We start from the raw sequence: 19,335 nt of genomic DNA, 5'->3' as shown, positions 1-19,335 counted from the left end.
AGGGCAGGGCAGATGTTGCAGACGATGTTGCAGTCAAGGAAGACATCCCTTCGCCGGTACTAACCGGTCAGGTTCAACGGGTTTGGATCTCAGCCGGCTCCGTGCTCGGCACCCCGTGTCAGTCCCCCAGCCTAGCCTGTCCTTCCGTCCGCGGCACTGCATGTCGGTTCGCCCGTAACTCCCGGCTTAAATGCAGCGGGCCGGCCCTGCTGTTGCAGCGCCGGCCCGCTGGCCCACTCAACGAGCGGCTGCCGGAAATTATGTTCCCGGCAGCATGCCCATGTCTACAGCTCGGAAGCGGGTACGCCTACGCCCAGAATGATGGGTCCATCCGCAGCCTGCGGACCCGCGGCCTTCTCAGTCCTGTTGTCCGCCGACGGCACTTTGGCCTCATGGGAGTGCCCGGCGGCAGCCCCGGGCACAGGCTCGTGGTGTTCCACGGACGTCTCGTTGGCCGCACCCTGCGCCCGGCTGGCGCTGCGGTTGCGCCGCGGACGGCGGGTGCGCACGGCCACGTCGGAATGGTCAGCGAACCGCTCCCTGTCGCTGTCAATAGGTGCCCGGACGGCGGCAGGTGCCGGGGCTGGCATATCGGCGCCCTTAGCGGGCTCGGTTGCCTTTGAAGGCGGAGTCGCCGCGGAAGGCCGGGCCGTCGTTGAAGGCTCGGCTTCCCTGGAGGCTTCCGGTCTCGGCTCCCCGAGGTGCGCGAAGGCTTCCTCAAGGCGGTCAAGGGTCAGCGCAGGCTTCACGGCCGGAGGCTCCGTGTGCTCCACGAAAGGAAGGACTACCTTCTCGCCGCCAAAGGTCAACACGGCGCCCGGCCGGCCCGAGATGCTTTCCGTGTCAGGTGCGCGGTGCACCAACGGGCTTTCCGGAGCGGCCGCTGAGGCAGCTGCAGCCGGACGCTGCTCCCCGGCAGCCTCCGCCTGATGGGCTGCGTCCTCGTGGAGGTGGGCAGCGTGCGCAGCGGCGGCGATGTTGGCCAGTGCTGCCCGCGTTGCCTCGGCCTTGGCGTGGCGCTCGGCTTCGCTGGGTTCGTGGTGCATGACGGCCGGTGCGGCGGGTCCGGTTTCAGCCGGTCCCTGTCCGGCCTTGCCCCGGCGCCGGCTCTTACGCTCGGTGCGTACGGCGGGCTGGTGTTCGCTGCGCGGGACATGGTGTTCGGCCGCCACCACATTGGCGCGGCGGTGCTCGACGGGCTCGTCGTGCGTGACAACGCCACGGCCTGCACAAACCTCACACTGCTCGCCAAAGACTTCCAGCAGGCCGGTGCCCATGCGCTTGCGGGTCATCTGTACGAGGCCCAACGAGGTGACCTCGGCCACCTGGTGCTTGGTTCGGTCACGTCCCAGGCACTCCACCATGCGGCGCAGCACGAGGTCACGGTTTGATTCCAGGACCATGTCGATGAAGTCGATTACGATGATGCCGCCGATGTCCCGCAGCCGCAGTTGCCGGACGACTTCCTCAGCCGCTTCCAGGTTGTTCTTGGTGACGGTTTCCTCGAGGTTGCCGCCGCTGCCGGTGAACTTTCCGGTGTTGACGTCGACCACGGTCATGGCTTCGGTGCGGTCGATCACCAGTGATCCGCCGGAGGGCAGGAACACCTTGCGCTCCAGCGCCTTGTGGATCTGCTCGTCGATGCGCCAGGCAGCGAAGATGTCCTCGTCCTTGGTCCACTTCTCGAGCCGGCCCACGAGGTCCGGGGCAACGTAGGTGACGTAGGCCTCAATGGTGTCCCAGGCTTCATCACCGGAAACGATCAGCTTGGAGAAGTCCTCATTGAAGACGTCACGGACCACCTTGATAGTGAGGTCGGGTTCGCCGTACAGCAACTCGGGAGCGAGGACCTTGGTGGACTTCGCCTGGCTTTCGATGCCTTCCCACTGGGCCCGGAGGCGGTTGATGTCGTGGGTGAGCTCTTCCTCGGATGCGCCTTCGGCGGCGGTGCGGACGATGACGCCAGCGTCTTCCGGAAGGCGGTCCTTGAGGATGCGCTTCAGGCGGTTGCGCTCGACGTCGGGAAGCTTGCGCGAGATGCCCGTCATGGAACCGCCGGGCACGTACACGAGGTAACGCCCCGGCAGGGAGATCTGGCTGGTCAGGCGTGCGCCCTTGTGGCCGACAGGGTCCTTGGTGACCTGCACCAGGACGGAATCCCCGGACTTCAGGGCGTTCTCGATCCGTCGCTGCTTGCCTTCGAGGTTCACTGCTTCCCAGTTCACTTCGCCGGCGTACAGCACTGCATTGCGCCCGCGCCCGATGTCGACGAAGGCAGCTTCCATCGAGGGCAGCACATTCTGAACTTTGCCCAGGTAGACGTTGCCGATCAGGGAATCCTGCTGCGTCTTGGACACGAAGTGCTCGGCCAGCACGCCGTCTTCCAGGACGCCGATCTGAATTCTGTCGTCGCGCTGGCGCACGATCATCTGGCGGTCAACTGATTCGCGCCGGGCCAGGAACTCTGCCTCGGTGATGACGGTCCGGCGCCGGCCAGTGTCGCGGGATTCGCGGCGGCGCTGCTTCTTCGCTTCCAGCCTCGTGGAGCCCTTGACGCTGGTCACGCGGTTGCTTACGGCCGGTTCGCTGGGAACGCGGGGAGCGCGTACGCGGGTGACGGTGTTGGGGGGATCGTCGTCTCCCCCGCCGGTGAGCTCAAGGTCCTGGTCTCCGCGGCGGCGCCGGCGGCGGCGGCGCGAAGTGACGCCGTCCTCGGCCTGGCCTGCGGTCTCCTCGTCGGCGTCTCCGGCGGCATCGATGCCTTCGGCGTCTTCTTCGGTGCCGTCACGGTCGATGGCTTCGCCGTCGGTGACTTCACGGCCGTTGCGGGTCCGTCCGCGGCGGCCGCGGCTGCGGCGCCGGCGGCGTCCGCCGTCGTCGTCGTCCTGCTCGTCCCCGCTGTCGCTGGCTTCTGCATCCTGCGCACCGGCGGCCGGCACTGCCGGACGGATCACGGTATTGAGGTCGGGGGCTTGGAAGATGATGGATGTCACGGATGCCGGCTCCAGGAACAGCGCTCCGGCCGGGGCTGCCTGAGACGTGGTTTCCACGGGCTTTTCGGACTCAGCACGCTCAAATACAGCACCTTCAGATACGGCATCTTCAGTCACTGCGCCGTCAGCCGCTGAGACCTCAGCCTCGGCGGCCTCCGCCTCTGCCTCCGCGCTTCCGACGGCGGCAGCTGCTTCAGCCCGAATGTCCGCCACCGGTGTTTCTTCAACCCGGGTTTCCACTGCCGGGGCAGCCGCAGGTGCTTCAGCAGCTGTGTCGCCGGTCTTGGCCTTGGCGACCCGGCGGCGGCGTACGGGCTTGGCTTCAGGTTCAGCAATCTCCGCCGCGGCAGAACCCGGCCCGGCCTCGGCCGCGTCAGCAAAGGCGGGAAGCGGCTCCTCGGCGACCTTCTTTCGGGCACGCGTGCGCCGCACAGGCGCCTTTACCTCCGCCACGGCGGTTTCCACCTCGGTGACCTCAGCGTGCGCCGCATCCACCGGGCCTGACACCTCGGGGTCAGCGGACAGTGAAGGAGCGGCGACGACGGGTTCCTGCACTTCGGGCTCGGGCAACGAAACCTGGACGCCCGGCTCTTCTGCCTTGGGCGCCGCCTTGCGCCTGGTCCGGGTGGCCTTCTTGGGAGCTTCTGCGGCTACCGGCTCTTCCTTCTCAACCGGATCTTCATTAACGGCTACTACCTGATCATTATCCATATGTGGCAACACTCCTGCCCCTGACATGCCGCCACATCCGGCACCCATTGGGGCACATATTGTCAAAACCCGCAGGCGTTGACAGAAGTCAATTGGATACCCTCAGGTTCGCACCGGCATTGGGGTGCGGCAGCCCTGAAAGGCCGGCGGGGATGTTACTGGAACCCGTTGTTTCTGCAATCACAACCAGGTGCCGTCCAATGGAATGCGGAGGCCGGATAACCGTCTTCCGGACCTGCACCGCTTCTCATTGGCGGTCTTGTGAACAAGCCACCGGACCGGAACCCGAATGTGGTTCGTGCTCCAGCCACGTTCATTCTCTCATACTGCTGTTGAAAAACGGCGTCACTGTGTGACAAACACGGTCAAGCGGGCTCTGACAGCAACGCCATCCCAAGCTGGCATCCAGCCTGCGGCGATACAATCTGGACAGGAGCACCCCTAGACAAAGGACGCCACCGCCATGCCCAGCATTTCCCCATCCACAGGCACGGATTCCGAGCAGGCATTCGCCGACGACTCCGAGCGCACTGCCACCGCCACCGGCGCTCCTTTGCCGGCGATGACACGCGACCGCCCGTTCGGATGGCTGCTGGTGATAACCGGAGTCGTGGGTTGGCTGGCGTCCGGCGTCCTCGTGCTGGAAAAGCTTGAGGTCCTCAAGGACCCGAACCACACCACCGTCTGCGACGTGAACCCCTGGATTTCCTGCGGCCAGGTGATGCAGACGCCGCAGAGCTCAGTCTTCGGCTTCCCCAACATGTTCATCGGCATCGTGGCCTTCGCTGTCATCATCACCACCGGCATGGCGCTGCTTGCCGGAGCCAGATTCGCCCGCTGGTACTGGCTCGGACTGCAGACTGGCGTGACGCTGGGGTTCGCCTTCGTCGTGTGGCTCTGGTTCCAGGCACTGTATGAAATCCGCGTTCTGTGCCCGTTCTGCATGGTGGTGTGGGCTGCCATGATCCCGCTGTTTGTCTGGGTCACGGTCCGCAACGTTCTCCAGGGAGCCATTCCGGCACCCGCCGGCGTGGCCAGGCTCCTTGGCGACTCCGGGTGGATCATCACGGCGCTGCTTTACATAGCAGTCATCGCCACCATCTTCTTCGCCTTCATCCAGGTCTTCATCGGCACCTCCGGCTTCTAGCTGCCCCAAGCCAACACGGACAGCGCGAACGGACACTTAAGCACCCAAAGAAAAGCGCGAACGTACAGTTGTGGCCCCTGACTCCGCGGAGTGAGGGGCCACAACTGTACGTTCGCGCTGAACCGCGTTCGGGTCCGGCGGCGTCGCTTTTTACTGAGTTAGAACCAGATCTTGATTTCGCGCTCAGCCGAGTCCGCCGAGTCGGAGCCGTGAACCAGGTTCTGCTGGACCTTCACACCCCAGTCGCGGCCGAAGTCGCCGCGGATGGTACCGGGTGCCGCCGTCGTGGGATCGGTGGTGCCTGCAAGGGAGCGGAAGCCCTCGATGACGCGGTGGCCTTCGAAGATCGCCGCGACAACCGGGCCGCTCAGCATGAATTCCACGAGCGGCTCGTAGAACGGCTTGCCCAGGTGCTCTTCGTAGTGCTGCTCGAGCAGCTCCCGGGTGGCGTTGACCTTCTTGAGATCTGCCAGGGTGTAGCCCTTGGACTCGACCCGGCTGATGATTTCGCCGGTCAGGTTCCGTGCGACGCCGTCGGGCTTGATCAGGACGAGGGTGCGCTCAATGCTCACAGCTGCTCCAATGCGGTTGTTTTTGGGTTCCGGGTAAGTCTACGGGTTCTGGCCGGAGCCTTCACCGTCCGGGTGCGCGGCATCCCATTCGGCCTGTTCCCGCGCCCTCTGCGCCGCTTCCCGGTCGATCCGGATGCCGGTCCTGATCCCGTACCACCAGGCCAGCGCAAACAAGGCGCCGACGAGGAACATCATGGGTTCAACAAAGCCGGAAAGGATGAGCACCAGCTGCAGGATCCACCCGAGCTCCACGCCCCACGGCTTCGACAGCACGGCGCAGGCCAGCACCAGGACGATGCTCAATCCGATGCCCACCGACAGAATCAGAACCGGGGACACCTCGTTGCGGCGCAGTCCGAACACGGCCAGCGTGGCGAAGAAGACCACGAACGCTTCCAGCAGCAGCACCGTCGAGGCAAACATGATCTTGGTGGAGCGCCGCTTTTTCGGCATGCCCGGCCGCCATTCGCGCTGCGCCTTGGTCAGCCGTGCCATCAGGCAGCCGTCTTTCCGAGCAGGATGCGGGCGTCCGCCACCAGCGTGATCGATCCGGTCACAAGCACGCCGCCCGCGAGATCGTCGTTGGCTTCCGCACGTTCCACTGCCCACTCCAGAGCATCGTCCAGCTTTTCAGCGATGTGGACGTTTTCCTCACCAAAGCCGAGGTCGACGGCGATCTCCGCCAGTTCTCCGGCGGGCACCGCCCGCGGGGAGTTGGACTGGGTGAAGCAGAACTCGTCAGCAAGGCCGCCCAGTGACTCCTTGAGCTGGCGCAGGATCTCCTCGGCGTCCTTTTCCTTCAGCACGCCGACAACCACCACCAGTTTGCTGAAGCTGAACGCCTCCTGGATCGCTTCGGCGGACGCACGGATGCCGTCCGGGTTGTGGGCGGCATCCACGATGATGGTGGGGGCAGTCCGTACTACTTCCAGTCGCCCGGGGGACGAGACCGTGGCGAAGGCGTCCTGCAGGACCTCCGCGGACAGCTCCTTTTCCCCGCCGCCCAGGAATGCCTCCAGCGCGGCCACGGCGACGGCCGCATTCTCGGCCTGGTGGGCTCCGTGCAGCGGCACCATCAGGTCCGGGTAACGGCCGGCGATGCCCTTGACGGTCACCACCTGTCCGCCCACGGCAACCCGCCGGGATTCGACGCCGAATTCCACCCCTTCGAAGCGGAACGGCACCTGCACCTCTTTCGCCTTGTCCAGCAGAACCTGGGCGGCGTCAACCGGCTGGGCGGCGCTGATGAGGAACCCGCCGGGCTTGATGATGCCGGCCTTCTCGTACGCGATGTCCTCGGTCGTGTCGCCGAGCAAATCGGTGTGGTCCAGGGAGATGGGTGTCACCACGGACACCTGGCCGTCGCCCACGTTGGTGGCGTCGGTGATGCCGCCGAGGCCCACCTCCATAATGGCAACGTTGACGGGCTGGTCGGCGAACACTGCGAACGCAAGGATGGTCAGGCACTCGAAGTACGTGAGCCTGGGCTGGCCCTCGGCGGTGAGTTCGTCGTCGACGATCTGCAGGTAGGGCCGGATTTCGTCCCAGATGCGCACGAAGGTCTCATCTGACACCGGCTCGCCGTCCAGGCTGATGCGCTCGGTGACCTTGGACAGGTGCGGGCTCGTATAACGGCCGGTGCTGAGTCCGTGGGCGCGCAGGCCCGCCTCGATCATTCGGGCAGTGGACGTTTTTCCGTTGGTGCCGGTGATGTGGATGATCGGAAAAGCCTTGTTCGGCTCCCCCAGCACATCCATGGCGCGGAACAACGGTGCGAGCCGCGGCTCCATCTTGTTTTCCGGCGCCCGGCCCAGCAGCTCGGCGTAGACGCTCTCGACTGAGAATTCGTCGGTCATCAGGTTCAGGCCTCTGCTTTTTCGACGGTTTTTTCGACGGTGACTTTTTCGACACCGATACGGGGTTCCCCGGAGTCGCCGGGAACGGTATCCAGCTCCAGCGTCAGGGTTTCGGTTTTGACGAGTTCGGCGTTGGCCAGCAGGGCGTCCAGCACGCTCTGCGGCGCAGTGACCGTGGTCCGGATCCGGTCGCTGACATTCAGCCCGGCGTCCTTGCGTGCCTGCTGGATGGAGCGGACCATGTCCCTGGCCAGGCCCTCGGCCTCGAGCTCGGAGGTGACCTCGGTGTTCAGGACCACGAAGCCGCCGGTGGGCAATACGGCGGCAGCAGAAGACGCCGCTGCCGAACTGCCGCCGTTCGCTGCGACAACGGTCTCCAGCGTGTATTCCTGCGGCTCGAGCTCGAGGCCGCCGGCTGTCACAACGCCGGCCTCCGAAACGGACCAGTCGCCGGACTTCGAGCCCTTGATGGCCTGCTGGACGTTTTTCCCGAGGCGCGGTCCCGCGGCGCGGGCGTTAACCACCAGCTTCTGTTCGATGCCGAATTCTTCGGGCGAGGCGCTCGCCGCGTCCAGCATGCGCACCGAGCGGAGGTTCAGCTCGTCGGCGACGACGGCGGCAAAGCCTTCCAGCGCATCTGCACCGGGTGCCACGACTGTGAGTTCCTGCAGCGGCAGGCGCACACGCAGGTTCGCGGCCTTGCGCAGCGAGGAGCCGGTGGAGCAGATCTGCTGGACCCGGTCCATCGCCTCGACGAGTGCGGCGTTGGCCGGGAAGAGCGCGGCGTCGGGCCAGTCGGCCAAGTGCACGGAGCGCCGGCCGGTAAGGCCGCGCCAGATCTCCTCAGACACGAGCGGCAGCAGCGGGGCGGACACGCGGCAGACAGCCTCGAGCGCGGTGTGGAGCGCGTCGAAGGCATCCGCGCTCTCGTCGAAGAAGCGCTGGCGGCTGCGCCGGACGTACCAGTTGGTGAGCATGTCCAGGTAGCTGCGGAGTTCGTCGCACGCCCCGGAGATGTCGTAGCTGTCCAGCTGGGCGGTCATATTGCGGACCAGGTCACCGGTGTTGGCCAGCAGGTACTGGTCCAGGGTGTCGGAGTAGCCGTCGTAGCGGAGCTGCGCGTCGTAGCCGTGCCCGCCATTCGCGGCGTTGGTGTACAGCGTGAAGAAGCTGTACACGTTCCAGAGCGGCAGGATCACCTGGCGCACGCCGTCGCGGATGCCCTGCTCGGTAACCACAAGGTTGCCGCCGCGCAGGATGGGGCTGGACATCAGGAACCAGCGCATCGCGTCGGAGCCGTCGCGGTCCAGAACTTCGGAGACGTCGGGGTAGTTCCGCAGGCTCTTGGACATCTTCTGCCCGTCCGAGCCCAGCACGATGCCGTGGCTGATGACGTTCCGGAAGGCCGGGCGGTCAAACAGGGCGGTGGAGAGGATATGCAGCATGTAGAACCAGCCGCGCGTCTGGCCGATGTACTCCACGATGAAGTCGGCGGGGTTGTGGGTGTCGAACCAGGCCTCGTTCTCGAACGGGTAGTGCACCTGGCCATAGGGCATGGAACCGGAGTCAAACCAGACGTCCAGCACGTCCTCCACGCGGCGCATGACGGACTGGCCCTCTTCAGGGGTGCGGGGGTCATCCGGGTTTGGCCGGATCAGCTCGTCGATGAACGGACGGTGCAGGTCCACCTGGCCGTCCTTGTTCCGCGGCAGGCGGCCGAAGTCGGCTTCGATCTCGGAGAGGGAGCCGTAGACGTCCGTGCGCGGGTATTCAGGATCGCTGGACTGCCAGACCGGGATGGGGCTGCCCCAGTAACGGTTGCGGCTGATGGACCAGTCGCGGGCGTTTTCCAGCCACTTGCCGAACTGGCCGTCCTTAACATTTCCGGGAATCCAGTTGATCTCCTGGTTCAGTTCGGACATGCGGTCGCGGAACTTGGTGACTTCCACGTACCAGGAGGAGACGGCGCGGTAGATCAGCGGGTTGCGGCAGCGCCAGCAGTGCGGGTAACTGTGCTCGTAGCTGGCCTGGCGCACCAGGCGGCCCTGGGCGCGGAGCACCTGGGTAATGGGCTTGTTGGCCTCGAACACCTGCAGGCCGGCAATGTCGTGGAGGTCGCCGTGCTTGAACAACGGCAGGAATTTGGCGCCCTCATCCACGGACAGGACGACCGGGATGCCGGCTTCCTCACAGATCTTTTGGTCGTCCTCACCGTAGGCCGGAGCCTGGTGGACGATGCCGGTGCCATCGGTGGTGGTGACGTAGTCGGCCACCAGGACCTGCCAGGCGTTCTCAGTGCCGTATTTTTCCGTGTCCGCAAAGTCGTGCCAGAGCGGCTCATACATGAGGCCTGCAAGCTCTGCGCCGGTATGGGTGGTAACCACAGCGGCAGCCGCGGCAGCTACGCCATCGGCACCATCGCCGTACCCCAGATCCTTCGCGTAGGTGCCCAGCAGGTCTTCGGCCAGCAGGAAGCTGCCGGTGACCGGAGCCTCTGCGGAGGCAGCTTTAATGCCGTTGGGTCCGGCGGGCAGCACGGCGTAGGTGATGTCAGGTCCGACGGCGAGCGCCAGGTTGGTGGGAAGCGTCCAGGGCGTGGTGGTCCAGGCGAGCGCCTGGACGCCGGCCAGCTGCCTGGAGAGCTCAGACTCCCCTGCCTTGATCGGGAAGGTCACGGTGACGGTCTGGTCCTGGCGGTTCTTGTAGACGTCGTCATCCATGCGCAGCTCATGGTTGGACAGCGGCGTCTCGTCCTTCCAGCAGTACGGCAGCACGCGGTAGCCGTTGTACGTCAGGCCCTTCTCGTGCAGCTGCTTGAAGGCCCACAGCACCGACTCCATGTACTCGACGTTGAGCGTCTTGTAGTCGTTGTCGAAGTCCACCCAGCGGGCCTGGCGGGTGACGTACGCCTTCCACTCGTTGGCGTACTTCATGACGGAGGCGCGGCAGGCGTCGTTGAACTTATCGATGCCCATGGCCTCGATCTGGGTCTTGTCCGTCATGCCCAGCTGCTTCATGGCTTCCAGTTCGGCCGGCAGCCCGTGCGTGTCCCAGCCGAAGCGGCGCTCGACGCGCTTGCCGCGCTGGGTTTGGTAGCGGCCCACCAGGTCCTTGGCGTAGCCGGTCAGCAGGTGGCCGTAGTGGGGCAGGCCGTTGGCGAAGGGCGGTCCGTCGTAGAACACGAATTCGTTGCTGCCGGGTGTGCCGCCGGGAAGGTCTGCGCTGCGCTGGTCGATGCTCGCCTGGAAGGTGCCGTCCTCGTCCCAGTACTTGAGGATGCGCTCCTCGATCTCCGGAAACTTCACGGAGGTGGATACGCCGGAGGTGTTGGCGCCTGACGGTGCGGCAGAGGCCTTGGGGTAGTAAGTCATCTCGACATCCTGGGTTGAGCTGGTGAACAAGGATCATTCAGGATGCGAGGACGGCCCGTGCCCTGCTGGCAGGCTTCCACCTCCAACATGCCGGTACCGCGGTACCACCTCACTTACCGGCACTGCAACACGCTCCCGAAGGAGCTGTTCCGGCACCGGCCGCTCATTACTGCTGTGACGGGCTTACCCGTCCGGTTCTACTGACCCTGCTGCATACATTACGCATGCGATGCGTTTCTGATGCGGCAGGGCGTTCTTCCGGAAGCTCACCGGTGATGGCCGGGTCAAAGCTGCTGGTACCAGTCTAACGGTTGTGCTTCTGGACTCCCTAACCAAGGGCTCCGCTTAGCGGCCTCCCGGTTCCAGTCCTGCTTACACTCGTCCCATGGACGTTCCCGACTCCGTTCCGGCCCCAGGAGGGCATGCTTCCGCCGGTGCGGCCGCCTCACGAGGTGGAGCCTCGAAACACCGGATCCCGCCGCACAGTGTTTCGGAAGAGGATGTTTCGGAAGACAGTGTTTCGGAAGACGGCGCCTCGCAAGAAAATGCCTCGAACGGCGGCGGAAGGATTGCGTGGAAGCTCCTGGCGCTCGCTGTTCTGCTGCCCGTGGTCTCGGTGTCGGTTTTCCGGGCTGTTCCGGCGCCCTGGCCCACTCCGGTGGTCCAGCTGCTGGCTTTCACTCCGTGGCTGGTTGTGCCGGCAATACTGGCGCTGGGCTTGACGGTAGCGGGCAGGCGGGGCTGGCTCACAGCCTTGGCTGCTGCAGTGCTTGCCGCCCAGCTGTTCTGGCTGTTTCCGCTCGACGCGGGGCGGCCTTCGCCGGATTCCCCTGTCGCCGGCACCCGGATCACTGTCCTGAGTATCAATTCCCAGTTTGGCCAAGCGGACGCGGCCGAAACTGTCCGGATCATCCGGGAGCATGGCGTGGACCTGCTGGCAGTGCAGGAGCACACCCAGGACCTTGAGGACCGGCTGGCCGCCCAAGGGCTCCAACGCCTGCTCCCCCACATATTCAGCGATCCCAGGGACGACGCGTCGGGCAGCGCCATTTATTCGGCTCACCCGATGGAAGCCGTGGGAGTCCTGCCGGACACGCGCTTCCCGATGCCGACCGTCCGCCTCACGATCCGGCAGCGGGACAGGGCCAGTGTTCTGGAGGTCACCAACGTCCATGCGTTTCCCCCGGTGGCCGGCCGTGCGGCGCAATGGCGGAGCGACCTCGCAGCTCTGGAGCGGCTGGCCGCGACGGGAACCAGGGACACGCCGGGGCAAAGCAACCGTCTGCTGAGCGGTGACTTCAACGCGACCTTCGACCATGCCGAGTTCCGTGCCGTACTCGACGGCGGTGGCGTGCTGGACGCCGGCAGCACAGGGCCCGACGGCGGCGGAGGCGGGAAGCTGGTGGATGTGGGATCAGCAGCGGGGCTGCGCTTGCTCCCCACCTGGCCGATGGAAGGCCCGCCGCTGCCTGGCATCGCCATTGACCATCTTGTCACCAGCCCACTGATCGCGAGCTCCGGCTATGCCGTCCACCGGGTCCCGGGCACCGACCATGCGGCCGTCCTGGCGACCTTGGAGATCCCGCCCGCAGGTTAGGCGGTAGCCTTCGTTACCCCTGCTTCCGGATGAGCTTGTGGTTTGCCGCCTGCGCCACGGGGCGGATCACGATCTGGTCCAGGTTCACGTGGTGCGGGACGCAGACGGCGTAGCGGACCAGATCGGCAACGTCGCCGGCGGTCAGCGGCTTTTCCACTCCCTGATAGACCTGCTCGGCAGCCTGCGCATCACCAAGACGTTTCAGGGCAAACTCCTCCGTCTGCACCAGCCCCGGTGCCACCTCGATCACGCGGACGTTGTTTTCGACTTCCTCGAGCCGGAGCGCATTTGTCATGGCATGCTGGGCGAACTTCGCGGCGTTGTAGCCGGCACCGCCCTCGTAGGCCGCGAGCCCGGCTGTGGACGTGAGGTTCAGCACCGTCCCCTCGCCGTGTTCGCGCAGCATCGGCAGGAACGCCCGCGTGAGTTTCATGGTGCCGAGGACGTTCACCCGGTACATCCATTCCCAGTCGTCCGTCTTTGCTTGTGCCACGTAGTCGGCACCGCGCGCGCCGCCGGCGATGTTGATGAGAGTATCGATTCCGCCGCCGGCGGTGACCTCAGCCAGGATCCTGGCGACGTCGCCGTCCTCGGCGATATCGGCAGGAATGCCGACGGCGCCCGTCTCAGCTTCCAGCGCGGCCAGCCGCTCCTGGCGCCGGGCAACGGCGTACACCGTCCAGCCTTCGGCCCTCAGGGCGCGGACGGTCGCTTCCCCGATGCCGGTGCTCGCTCCGGTAACTACAGCTGCTTTAGCGTTCGATGCCCCGGTATTTGATGCCTCAGTCATGGCACCACCCTAACGGCTCGGTAGCAGGACGCCCGTGGGTGTACTGAGTCAGCAGGTCATCTTCTGCAGGTAGTCCTGCAGGACGCGGGCGTGGTTGACCTCCGGATCCTTTGCGCCGTACAGCAGCGTTACCTTCGGATGCTTGGCCGCCAGCTCCAGCAACTGCCCCACCGCAGGGTTCTGCTCCAGCTCAGCTTCATATTGCGTTCGGAAGCCGGCGAACCGCTCCTGCATATGCGCGAAGTCCTGCCTCAGGGGCGGTGAGGGCGCAATCTCCTTGAGCCACAGATCAAGTCCGGCACGTTCTTTACTGACCCCTCGCGGCCAGAGCCTGTCCACCAAAACCCGGCAGCCGTCGTCGTCCGCGGGCTCGTCATATATGCGCTTGACCACGAAGGAAGCGCCTGCTTTCTCCATAGCCGCATGCTACTGCAAAGCAGTAGCTGCAAAAGGGCTCCAGTGGGCCATGAAACAATTGCTCCATGGCTGAAGCAAATCAGGGTACAGACACGCCCACCACCGCCCCTATCAACGTTCCGGACAAGCCGGCCCTCGAAGGGCTCGAAGCTGCCCTCACGCAGCGCTGGCTCGACGAAGGCACTTACAAGTTCAACCGGGACACCACCCGTGAGCACGTCTACTCGATAGACACTCCCCCGCCGACTGCATCGGGTTCGCTGCACGTGGGCCACATGTTCTCATTCACCCAGACGGACGTCCAGGCCCGCTACATGCGGATGACCGGAAAGAACGTCTTTTACCCCATGGGCTGGGACGACAACGGGCTGCCCACCGAGCGCCGGGTCCAGAACTACTACGGTGTCCGCTGCGATCCGGCCATCCCCTACAACCCTGACTACCAGCCGCCGGCACAGCCCGCGAAGAACCAGCGCGATTTCGACGTGGTCTCCCGGCAGAACTTCATCGAACTGTGCGAGGAGCTCGCCGTCGAGGATGAAAAGGTCTTCGAGAACCTGTTCCAGACGCTGGGCCTTTCCGTGGACTGGAACCTGACGTACCGCACCATCGACGACAATTCCCGCGCCGTTTCCCAGCGCGCCTTCCTCGCGAACCTCGCCGCCGGCGATGCCTACATGGCTGAAGCCCCCACACTGTGGGACGTGACGTTCCGCACTGCCGTGGCGCAGGCCGAACTCGAGGACCGGGAAGTGCCGGGCGCCTACTACCGCTACCCGTTCTTCACCGCCGACGGCGAGAAGATCTTCATCGAAACCACCCGTCCCGAGCTGCTCGCCGCCTGCGCCGCCCTCGTGGCAAATCCTGACGACGAGCGCTACCAGCCGCTGTTCGGCAAGACCGTGAAGTCCCCGCTGTTCGATGTCGAGCTCGAGGTTAAGGCCCACCCGCTGGCCAAGGCGGAAAAGGGCTCCGGCATCGCCATGGTCTGCACCTTCGGCGACCTGACCGACGTCACCTGGTGGCGTGAGCTGCAGCTGCCCACCCGCGCCATCGTCGGACGCGACGGCAGGATCCTTGCCGACACCCCTGAGTGGATCACCACCGACGCGGGCCGTGAGGCATACGCCGCCATCGCCGGCAAGACGGTCTTTTCCGCCAAGGAGGCCGTGGTTGAGCTGCTGACGGCAGCCAACCTGCTCGATGGCGAGCCCAAGAAGATCACCCACCCCGTGAACTTCTTCGAAAAGGGCGACAAGCCCCTTGAGGTCGTCACCTCCCGCCAGTGGTACATCCGCAACGGCGGCCGCGACGAGGACCGCCGCGAACGTCTGATCCGCCGTGGCCACGACATCGATTTCCACCCGTCCTTCATGCGATCCCGCTACGAGAACTGGATCGCCGGGCTGAACGGTGACTGGCTGGTATCCCGACAGCGGTTCTTCGGTGTCCCGATCCCGGTCTGGTACCCGCTGGACGCCCAGGGCAACCCCGACTACGACTCCCCCATCCTGCCCTCGGACGAGCAGCTGCCCGTTGACCCGGCGGCGGATGCGGCACCGGGCTTCGACGAGTCGCAGCGTGACCTGCCCAACGGATTCACCGGTGACGCCGATGTGCTTGACACGTGGGCCACGTCCTCCCTGACGCCGCAGATCGTGGGCGGCTGGAGCCGGGACGAGGACCTGTTCAGCAAGGTCTTCCCCTTTGATCTCCGCCCCCAGGGCCACGACATCATCCGGACCTGGCTGTTTTCTTCAGCAGTACGGGCCGACGCCTTGCAGGACACCGCGCCGTGGAAGCATGCGGCCATCTCCGGCTGGATCCTGGACCCGGACCGCAAGAAGATGTCCAAGTCCAAGGGCAACGTGGTGGTCCCCACCGACGTCCTGAACGAGTACGGATCCGATGCCGTCCGCTACTGGGCAGCTTCGGCCAAGCTCGGTGCAGACACCGCCTATGAGATTGCGCAGATGAAGATCGGGCGCCGCCTGGCCATCAAGCTGCTGAACGCCTCCAAGTTCGTCCTTAACCTGGGAGCCACCGAGAACTCGGTGGTTACTGCAGACCCGGGTCCCGTGACCAATCCCTTGGACCGCGCGCTTCTGGCCCAGCTGTCCGACGTCGTCGCCCAGGCCACTAAGGCGTTCGACAACTACGACTACGCCCGGGCGCTGCAGATTACCGAGTCCTTCTTCTGGCAGTTCACGGACGACTACGTCGAACTCATCAAGGACCGCGCGTATGGCGCTGCAGGGGAATCCGAACAAGCCTCCGTGCTGGCTGCACTCGCCACCACCCTGGACTCGCTGCTGCGGCTTTTCGCACCGTTCCTGCCGTTCGCCACGGAGGAAGTCTGGAGCTGGTGGCGGGCGGGTTCCGTGCACCGCGCCGCCTGGCCGGCGCCGCTGGACATCACCGACGGCGATACCGCCATGCTGGGTACCGTGGGTATCGCGCTCAGCGGCATCCGCAAGGCGAAGTCCGAGGCGAAGGTCAAGCAGCGCACTGAGGTGCTGTCGGCGACGATCACTGCGCCAGAGGCGCTGGTGGCCCAGCTGCAGGCCGGTCTCAACGACCTCAAGGCTGCGGCAAATGCCCGGGATATCACGCTCGAGAGCAGCGCCGGCGAGCTGACGGTCAGCGATGTGGTGCTGGTTCCCGCTGAGGAACCGGCCCAGGCCTAGTCACCTGTTGTAGGGCAAAGGGGAAGCCCCATCAGCGTTTTGCCGTTGGTGGGGCTTCGACTTTTCGGCTGTCTGGTGACATCTTTGACAGTCTGGCAAGATCCTGGGAAATTTCAGGTCTTCCTACCTTGTCACTGGTAGCCTGCTTCTAACTTTGCCGAAGGCTGCGTTAGATGCATGTCACTGAATCTTTGGTTCTTGCGTCCCTCTTCTTTCGAAGTGGGTAGAAACTATTCTCGTCCTCCCCCTGTACATGCGCAAGAGCCCCGCACGAACTACTGTGGTGTAGTTAGTGCGGGGCTCTTCAGGGTTTGGAAGCACGCTCGGAAAGAGGGTGCGATTCAGTCGAAGGCGGGGCTTTCCGTGCGGCTGCGCTTGATTTCGAAGAAGTGCGGGTAGGACGCCAGCGTCACGGAGGCATCCCACAGCCGGCCGGCTTCTTCACCACGCGGGATCCGGGTAAGCACGGGGCCGAAAAAGGCCGTGCCGTTGAAGGCAACCACAGGGGTTCCGACGTCCTGGCCCACCAGGGAGATCCCCTGCTCGTGGCTCGCACGGAGCTGGGCATCAAACTCATCGGACTGCGCCACCTGCGCGAGTTCTGCAGGAAGGCCGCACTCAGCCAGCGCCTTGCTGATGACGACCGAAAAATCCTTCTCGCCGGCGTCGTGGATGAGCGTGCCCATGGCGTCGTACAGCGGCTTGACCACGTGGTCGCCGTGCTGCTCCTGAGCCGCAATGATGACGCGGACCGGGCCCCACGCCTTATCCATGGCCTCCCGGTATGAGGGTTCGAGCTCCCGGCCCTCATTCAGCACGGAGAGGCTCATGACGTGCCACTCGGTGGAAATGTCGCGGACAGCTTCCACTTCTCCGATCCAGCGGGAGGTGATCCAAGCGAAGGGGCACAGCGGGTCGAACCAGAAATCTGCCTTATTGGCAACGGTTTCAGACACAGTGAATCTCCTCGGAATAGTCGTCAGGGCTTGGCGCCCACGGCATGCCTGAGCCGTGGTGGGCGCTGTACAGCAACAGCGAAGAACTAGGCTGATTTATTCCGGCGCTTGGCCACCACGTCGTGGGCGATCATCGTCGGCTGCGCCTTCTTGGCCACGACGTCCTCCGTGATCACCACACTCGCGATGTCGTCGCGGCTGGGCAGGTCGAACATCACCGGAAGGAGGACTTCCTCCATGATGGCGCGGAGACCGCGGGCGCCGGTGCCGCGTTCGAGCGCCTGGTCGGCAATCAGGTTCAGCGCCGCGTCGTCGAACACGAGTTCCACGCCGTCGAGCTGGAACATCTTCTGATACTGCTTTACCAAGGCATTCTTGGGGGTCGACAGAATCTGGATCAGTGCCGGCCGGTCAAGATTGGAAACGGTGGTAATCACGGGGAGACGCCCGATGAACTCGGGGATGAGCCCGAACTTCAGCAGGTCCTCCGGCATCACCTCGCCGTAGGAATCAGTGTTGTTCTTGACCTCGTTCAGGGGGGCGCCGAATCCGATGCCTTTGCGGCCGGACCGGGACCCAATAATTTCCTCCAGGCCGGCGAATGCTCCCGCCACGATGAACAGCACGTTGGTGGTGTCGATCTGGATGAATTCCTGGTGCGGGTGCTTGCGCCCGCCCTGCGGCGGCACGGAGGCGACGGTGCCCTCAAGGATCTTCAGCAGCGCCTGCTGCACGCCTTCGCCGGAAACGTCACGGGTGATGGAGGGGTTTTCGCTCTTGCGGGAGATCTTGTCTATCTCGTCGATGTAGATAATGCCCTGTTCGGCCTTCTTGACGTCGTAATCCGCCGCCTGGATAAGCTTCAGCAGGATGTTCTCGACGTCCTCCCCGACGTAACCGGCTTCCGTCAGGGCGGTCGCATCGGCGACGGCGAAAGGGACGTTGAGCCGGCGCGCCAAGGTCTGTGCAAGATAGGTTTTACCGCAGCCGGTCGGACCGATCAGCAGGATGTTGGACTTCGCGATTTCAACGTCGTCGTGATGCACCCCGTCGGCGAGGCTGCCGCTCTTGGGGGCGTGGCCTGCCTGGATCCGCTTGTAATGGTTGTACACGGCGACGGCGAGGGACCGCTTGGCGGGCTCCTGGCCGATGACGTATTCCTGCAGGAAGTCAAAGATCTCGCGGGGCTTGGGCAGCTCGAAACTGCCCAGATCGGCTACTTCCGCGAGTTCTTCTTCAATGATCTCGTTGCAGAGTTCAATGCACTCGTCGCAGATGTAGACGCCGGGCCCGGCAATGAGCTTGCGCACCTGCTTCTGGCTCTTACCGCAGAAAGAGCACTTGAGCAGATCGGTGCTCTCGCCAATCCGAGCCATATGTGAACCCCTTAGTATCTTGCTGCGAGTGCAGCTCTGCACCGGTTGTTTGAATCACGGCCACCGATTCGTCACCCGGCCGTGATTACATCCACTCTAGGTCACATTCGCCCCGAGAGGTGGAAACCCGGCGCCGGTGCGCGTCAAAAAACCCTAACCGCACCGGCGCCGGGGACATCCACTGTTACCTGGCGATTGCCTGAGGCTTGATCTTCCGCGAATCCAGCACCTGGTCGATGAGGCCGTAGCTCTGCGCCTCGGCAGCGGTGAGGATTTTGTCACGTTCGATGTCGTTGTTGACCTGCTCGGGCGTCCGACCAGAGTGCTTGGCCAGCGTGTCCTCCAGCCAAGAGCGCATCCGCATGACCTCGGCAGCCTGGATTTCCAAGTCGGATGCCTGGCCGCCCTGGCCTCCGGACAGCGACGGCTGGTGGATCAGGACCCGCGCGTTGGGCAGTGCAAGTCGCTTTCCTGGCGTTCCTGCTGCGAGCAGGACGGCTGCGGCGCTGGCAGCCTGGCCGAGGCAGACGGTCTGGATCTCCGGGCGGATGTACGTCATGGTGTCGTAAATCGCCGTCATGGCGGTAAACGAACCGCCCGGGGAGTTGATGTACAGGGTGATGTCGCGGTCCGGGTCAGTGGACTCCAGGACCAGCAGCTGAGCCATGACATCATCGGCGGAGGCGTCGTCTACCTGGACGCCGAGGAAGATGATGCGGTCCTCGAAGAGCTTGGTGTACGGATCCTGGCGCTTGAAGCCATACGGTGTGCGCTCTTCGAACTGGGGCAGCACATAGCGGCTGGTCGGCAGGTTGCCGGCAGTCGAGCCGAAATTGTAGTTCATGATCTTTACTCCTGGATT

13 protein-coding genes and 1 riboswitch are annotated in these 19,335 nt (G+C 64.6%); of the genes, 3 read left to right on the top strand and 10 right to left on the bottom strand.

The window, feature by feature from the left end; translation table 11 throughout:
* Positions 1 to 28: 28 nt before the first annotated feature.
* Positions 29 to 126: riboswitch (TPP riboswitch) on the bottom strand.
* A 158-nt stretch (positions 127 to 284) separates the two neighbouring features.
* A complete protein-coding gene (locus M1E01_RS08320; RefSeq protein WP_457974567.1) occupies positions 285 to 3,704 on the bottom strand; it encodes an Rne/Rng family ribonuclease in 3,420 nt (1,139 codons plus the stop codon).
* Between the two features lie 463 nt (positions 3,705 to 4,167).
* Here M1E01_RS08320 and M1E01_RS08315 point away from each other — a divergent pair, with 463 nt between their 5' ends.
* On the top strand, positions 4,168 to 4,851 hold the full coding sequence (locus tag M1E01_RS08315; RefSeq protein ID WP_457974566.1) for a vitamin K epoxide reductase family protein: 684 nt from the start codon (positions 4,168 to 4,170) through the stop codon (positions 4,849 to 4,851).
* Between the two features lie 158 nt (positions 4,852 to 5,009).
* Here M1E01_RS08315 and ndk read toward each other — a convergent pair whose 3' ends face one another.
* Genes ndk through ileS form a run of 4 tightly spaced genes read right to left on the bottom strand, consistent with a single transcriptional unit; the run spans position 5,010 to position 10,650 of the window.
* Complete coding sequence (ndk, locus tag M1E01_RS08310) at positions 5,010 to 5,423, bottom strand: nucleoside-diphosphate kinase (RefSeq protein ID WP_457974565.1); 414 nt, start codon at positions 5,421 to 5,423, stop codon at positions 5,010 to 5,012.
* A 39-nt stretch (positions 5,424 to 5,462) separates the two neighbouring features.
* Positions 5,463 to 5,918: a DUF4233 domain-containing protein gene (locus M1E01_RS08305; RefSeq protein ID WP_457974564.1), complete on the bottom strand. Its 456-nt coding sequence runs from the start codon at positions 5,916 to 5,918 to the stop codon at positions 5,463 to 5,465.
* Entirely contained in the window at positions 5,918 to 7,279 is a 1,362-nt protein-coding gene (locus M1E01_RS08300; protein ID WP_457974563.1) for a bifunctional folylpolyglutamate synthase/dihydrofolate synthase, read from the bottom strand. Before M1E01_RS08300 ends, M1E01_RS08305 begins: the two co-directional genes overlap by 1 nt.
* 5 nt (positions 7,280 to 7,284) lie before the next feature.
* Entirely contained in the window at positions 7,285 to 10,650 is a 3,366-nt protein-coding gene (gene ileS, locus M1E01_RS08295; RefSeq protein ID WP_457974561.1) for an isoleucine--tRNA ligase, read from the bottom strand.
* A gap of 385 nt (positions 10,651 to 11,035) precedes the next feature.
* On the opposite strand from ileS, the gene M1E01_RS08290 reads away from it, so the two are divergent.
* On the top strand, positions 11,036 to 12,247 hold the full coding sequence (locus M1E01_RS08290) for an endonuclease/exonuclease/phosphatase family protein (protein ID WP_457974560.1): 1,212 nt from the start codon (positions 11,036 to 11,038) through the stop codon (positions 12,245 to 12,247).
* Positions 12,248 to 12,260: 13 nt separating this feature from the next.
* Here M1E01_RS08290 and M1E01_RS08285 read toward each other — a convergent pair whose 3' ends face one another.
* Together M1E01_RS08285 and M1E01_RS08280 are read right to left on the bottom strand one after the other, a co-directional pair.
* Complete coding sequence (locus tag M1E01_RS08285) at positions 12,261 to 13,037, bottom strand: SDR family oxidoreductase (RefSeq protein WP_457974559.1); 777 nt, start codon at positions 13,035 to 13,037, stop codon at positions 12,261 to 12,263.
* Positions 13,038 to 13,085: 48 nt separating this feature from the next.
* Positions 13,086 to 13,454, bottom strand: coding sequence for a DUF488 domain-containing protein (locus tag M1E01_RS08280; protein ID WP_457974558.1), 369 nt, complete (start codon positions 13,452 to 13,454; stop codon positions 13,086 to 13,088).
* Between the two features lie 65 nt (positions 13,455 to 13,519).
* Here M1E01_RS08280 and valS point away from each other — a divergent pair, with 65 nt between their 5' ends.
* On the top strand, positions 13,520 to 16,141 hold the full coding sequence (gene valS / locus M1E01_RS08275) for a valine--tRNA ligase (RefSeq protein ID WP_457974557.1): 2,622 nt from the start codon (positions 13,520 to 13,522) through the stop codon (positions 16,139 to 16,141).
* Positions 16,142 to 16,482: 341 nt separating this feature from the next.
* Here valS and M1E01_RS08270 read toward each other — a convergent pair whose 3' ends face one another.
* From M1E01_RS08270 to M1E01_RS08260, 3 genes are all read right to left on the bottom strand, one after another.
* A complete protein-coding gene (locus tag M1E01_RS08270; protein ID WP_457974556.1) occupies positions 16,483 to 17,097 on the bottom strand; it encodes a mycothiol-dependent nitroreductase Rv2466c family protein in 615 nt (204 codons plus the stop codon).
* Positions 17,098 to 17,183: 86 nt separating this feature from the next.
* A complete protein-coding gene (gene clpX, locus M1E01_RS08265; RefSeq protein WP_457974555.1) occupies positions 17,184 to 18,473 on the bottom strand; it encodes an ATP-dependent Clp protease ATP-binding subunit ClpX in 1,290 nt (429 codons plus the stop codon).
* A gap of 184 nt (positions 18,474 to 18,657) precedes the next feature.
* The gene (locus M1E01_RS08260; RefSeq protein ID WP_205654046.1) at positions 18,658 to 19,317 is read right to left on the bottom strand and encodes an ATP-dependent Clp protease proteolytic subunit; all 660 of its coding nucleotides are present in this window, start codon (positions 19,315 to 19,317) and stop codon (positions 18,658 to 18,660) included.
* Positions 19,318 to 19,335 lie beyond the last annotated feature (18 nt).

It is taken from the genome of Arthrobacter sp. D1-17, assembly GCF_054130535.1.
Note: the sequence above shows the minus strand (reverse complement) of the source record. Positions and strands in the feature narration are given on the sequence as shown.

Coding starts and splice junctions, on each gene's coding strand:
- M1E01_RS08320 (WP_457974567.1), bottom strand. CDS start 3,704: ATGGATAATGATCAGGTAGTAGCCGTTAATGAAGATCCGGTTGAGAAG.
- M1E01_RS08315 (WP_457974566.1), top strand. CDS start 4,168: ATGCCCAGCATTTCCCCATCCACAGGCACGGATTCCGAGCAGGCATTC.
- M1E01_RS08305 (WP_457974564.1), bottom strand. CDS start 5,918: ATGGCACGGCTGACCAAGGCGCAGCGCGAATGGCGGCCGGGCATGCCG.
- M1E01_RS08300 (WP_457974563.1), bottom strand. CDS start 7,279: ATGACCGACGAATTCTCAGTCGAGAGCGTCTACGCCGAGCTGCTGGGC.
- ileS (WP_457974561.1), bottom strand. CDS start 10,650: ATGACTTACTACCCCAAGGCCTCTGCCGCACCGTCAGGCGCCAACACC.
- M1E01_RS08290 (WP_457974560.1), top strand. CDS start 11,036: ATGGACGTTCCCGACTCCGTTCCGGCCCCAGGAGGGCATGCTTCCGCC.
- M1E01_RS08285 (WP_457974559.1), bottom strand. CDS start 13,037: ATGACTGAGGCATCAAATACCGGGGCATCGAACGCTAAAGCAGCTGTA.
- M1E01_RS08280 (WP_457974558.1), bottom strand. CDS start 13,454: ATGGAGAAAGCAGGCGCTTCCTTCGTGGTCAAGCGCATATATGACGAG.
- valS (WP_457974557.1), top strand. CDS start 13,520: ATGGCTGAAGCAAATCAGGGTACAGACACGCCCACCACCGCCCCTATC.
- clpX (WP_457974555.1), bottom strand. CDS start 18,473: ATGGCTCGGATTGGCGAGAGCACCGATCTGCTCAAGTGCTCTTTCTGC.
- M1E01_RS08260 (WP_205654046.1), bottom strand. CDS start 19,317: ATGAACTACAATTTCGGCTCGACTGCCGGCAACCTGCCGACCAGCCGC.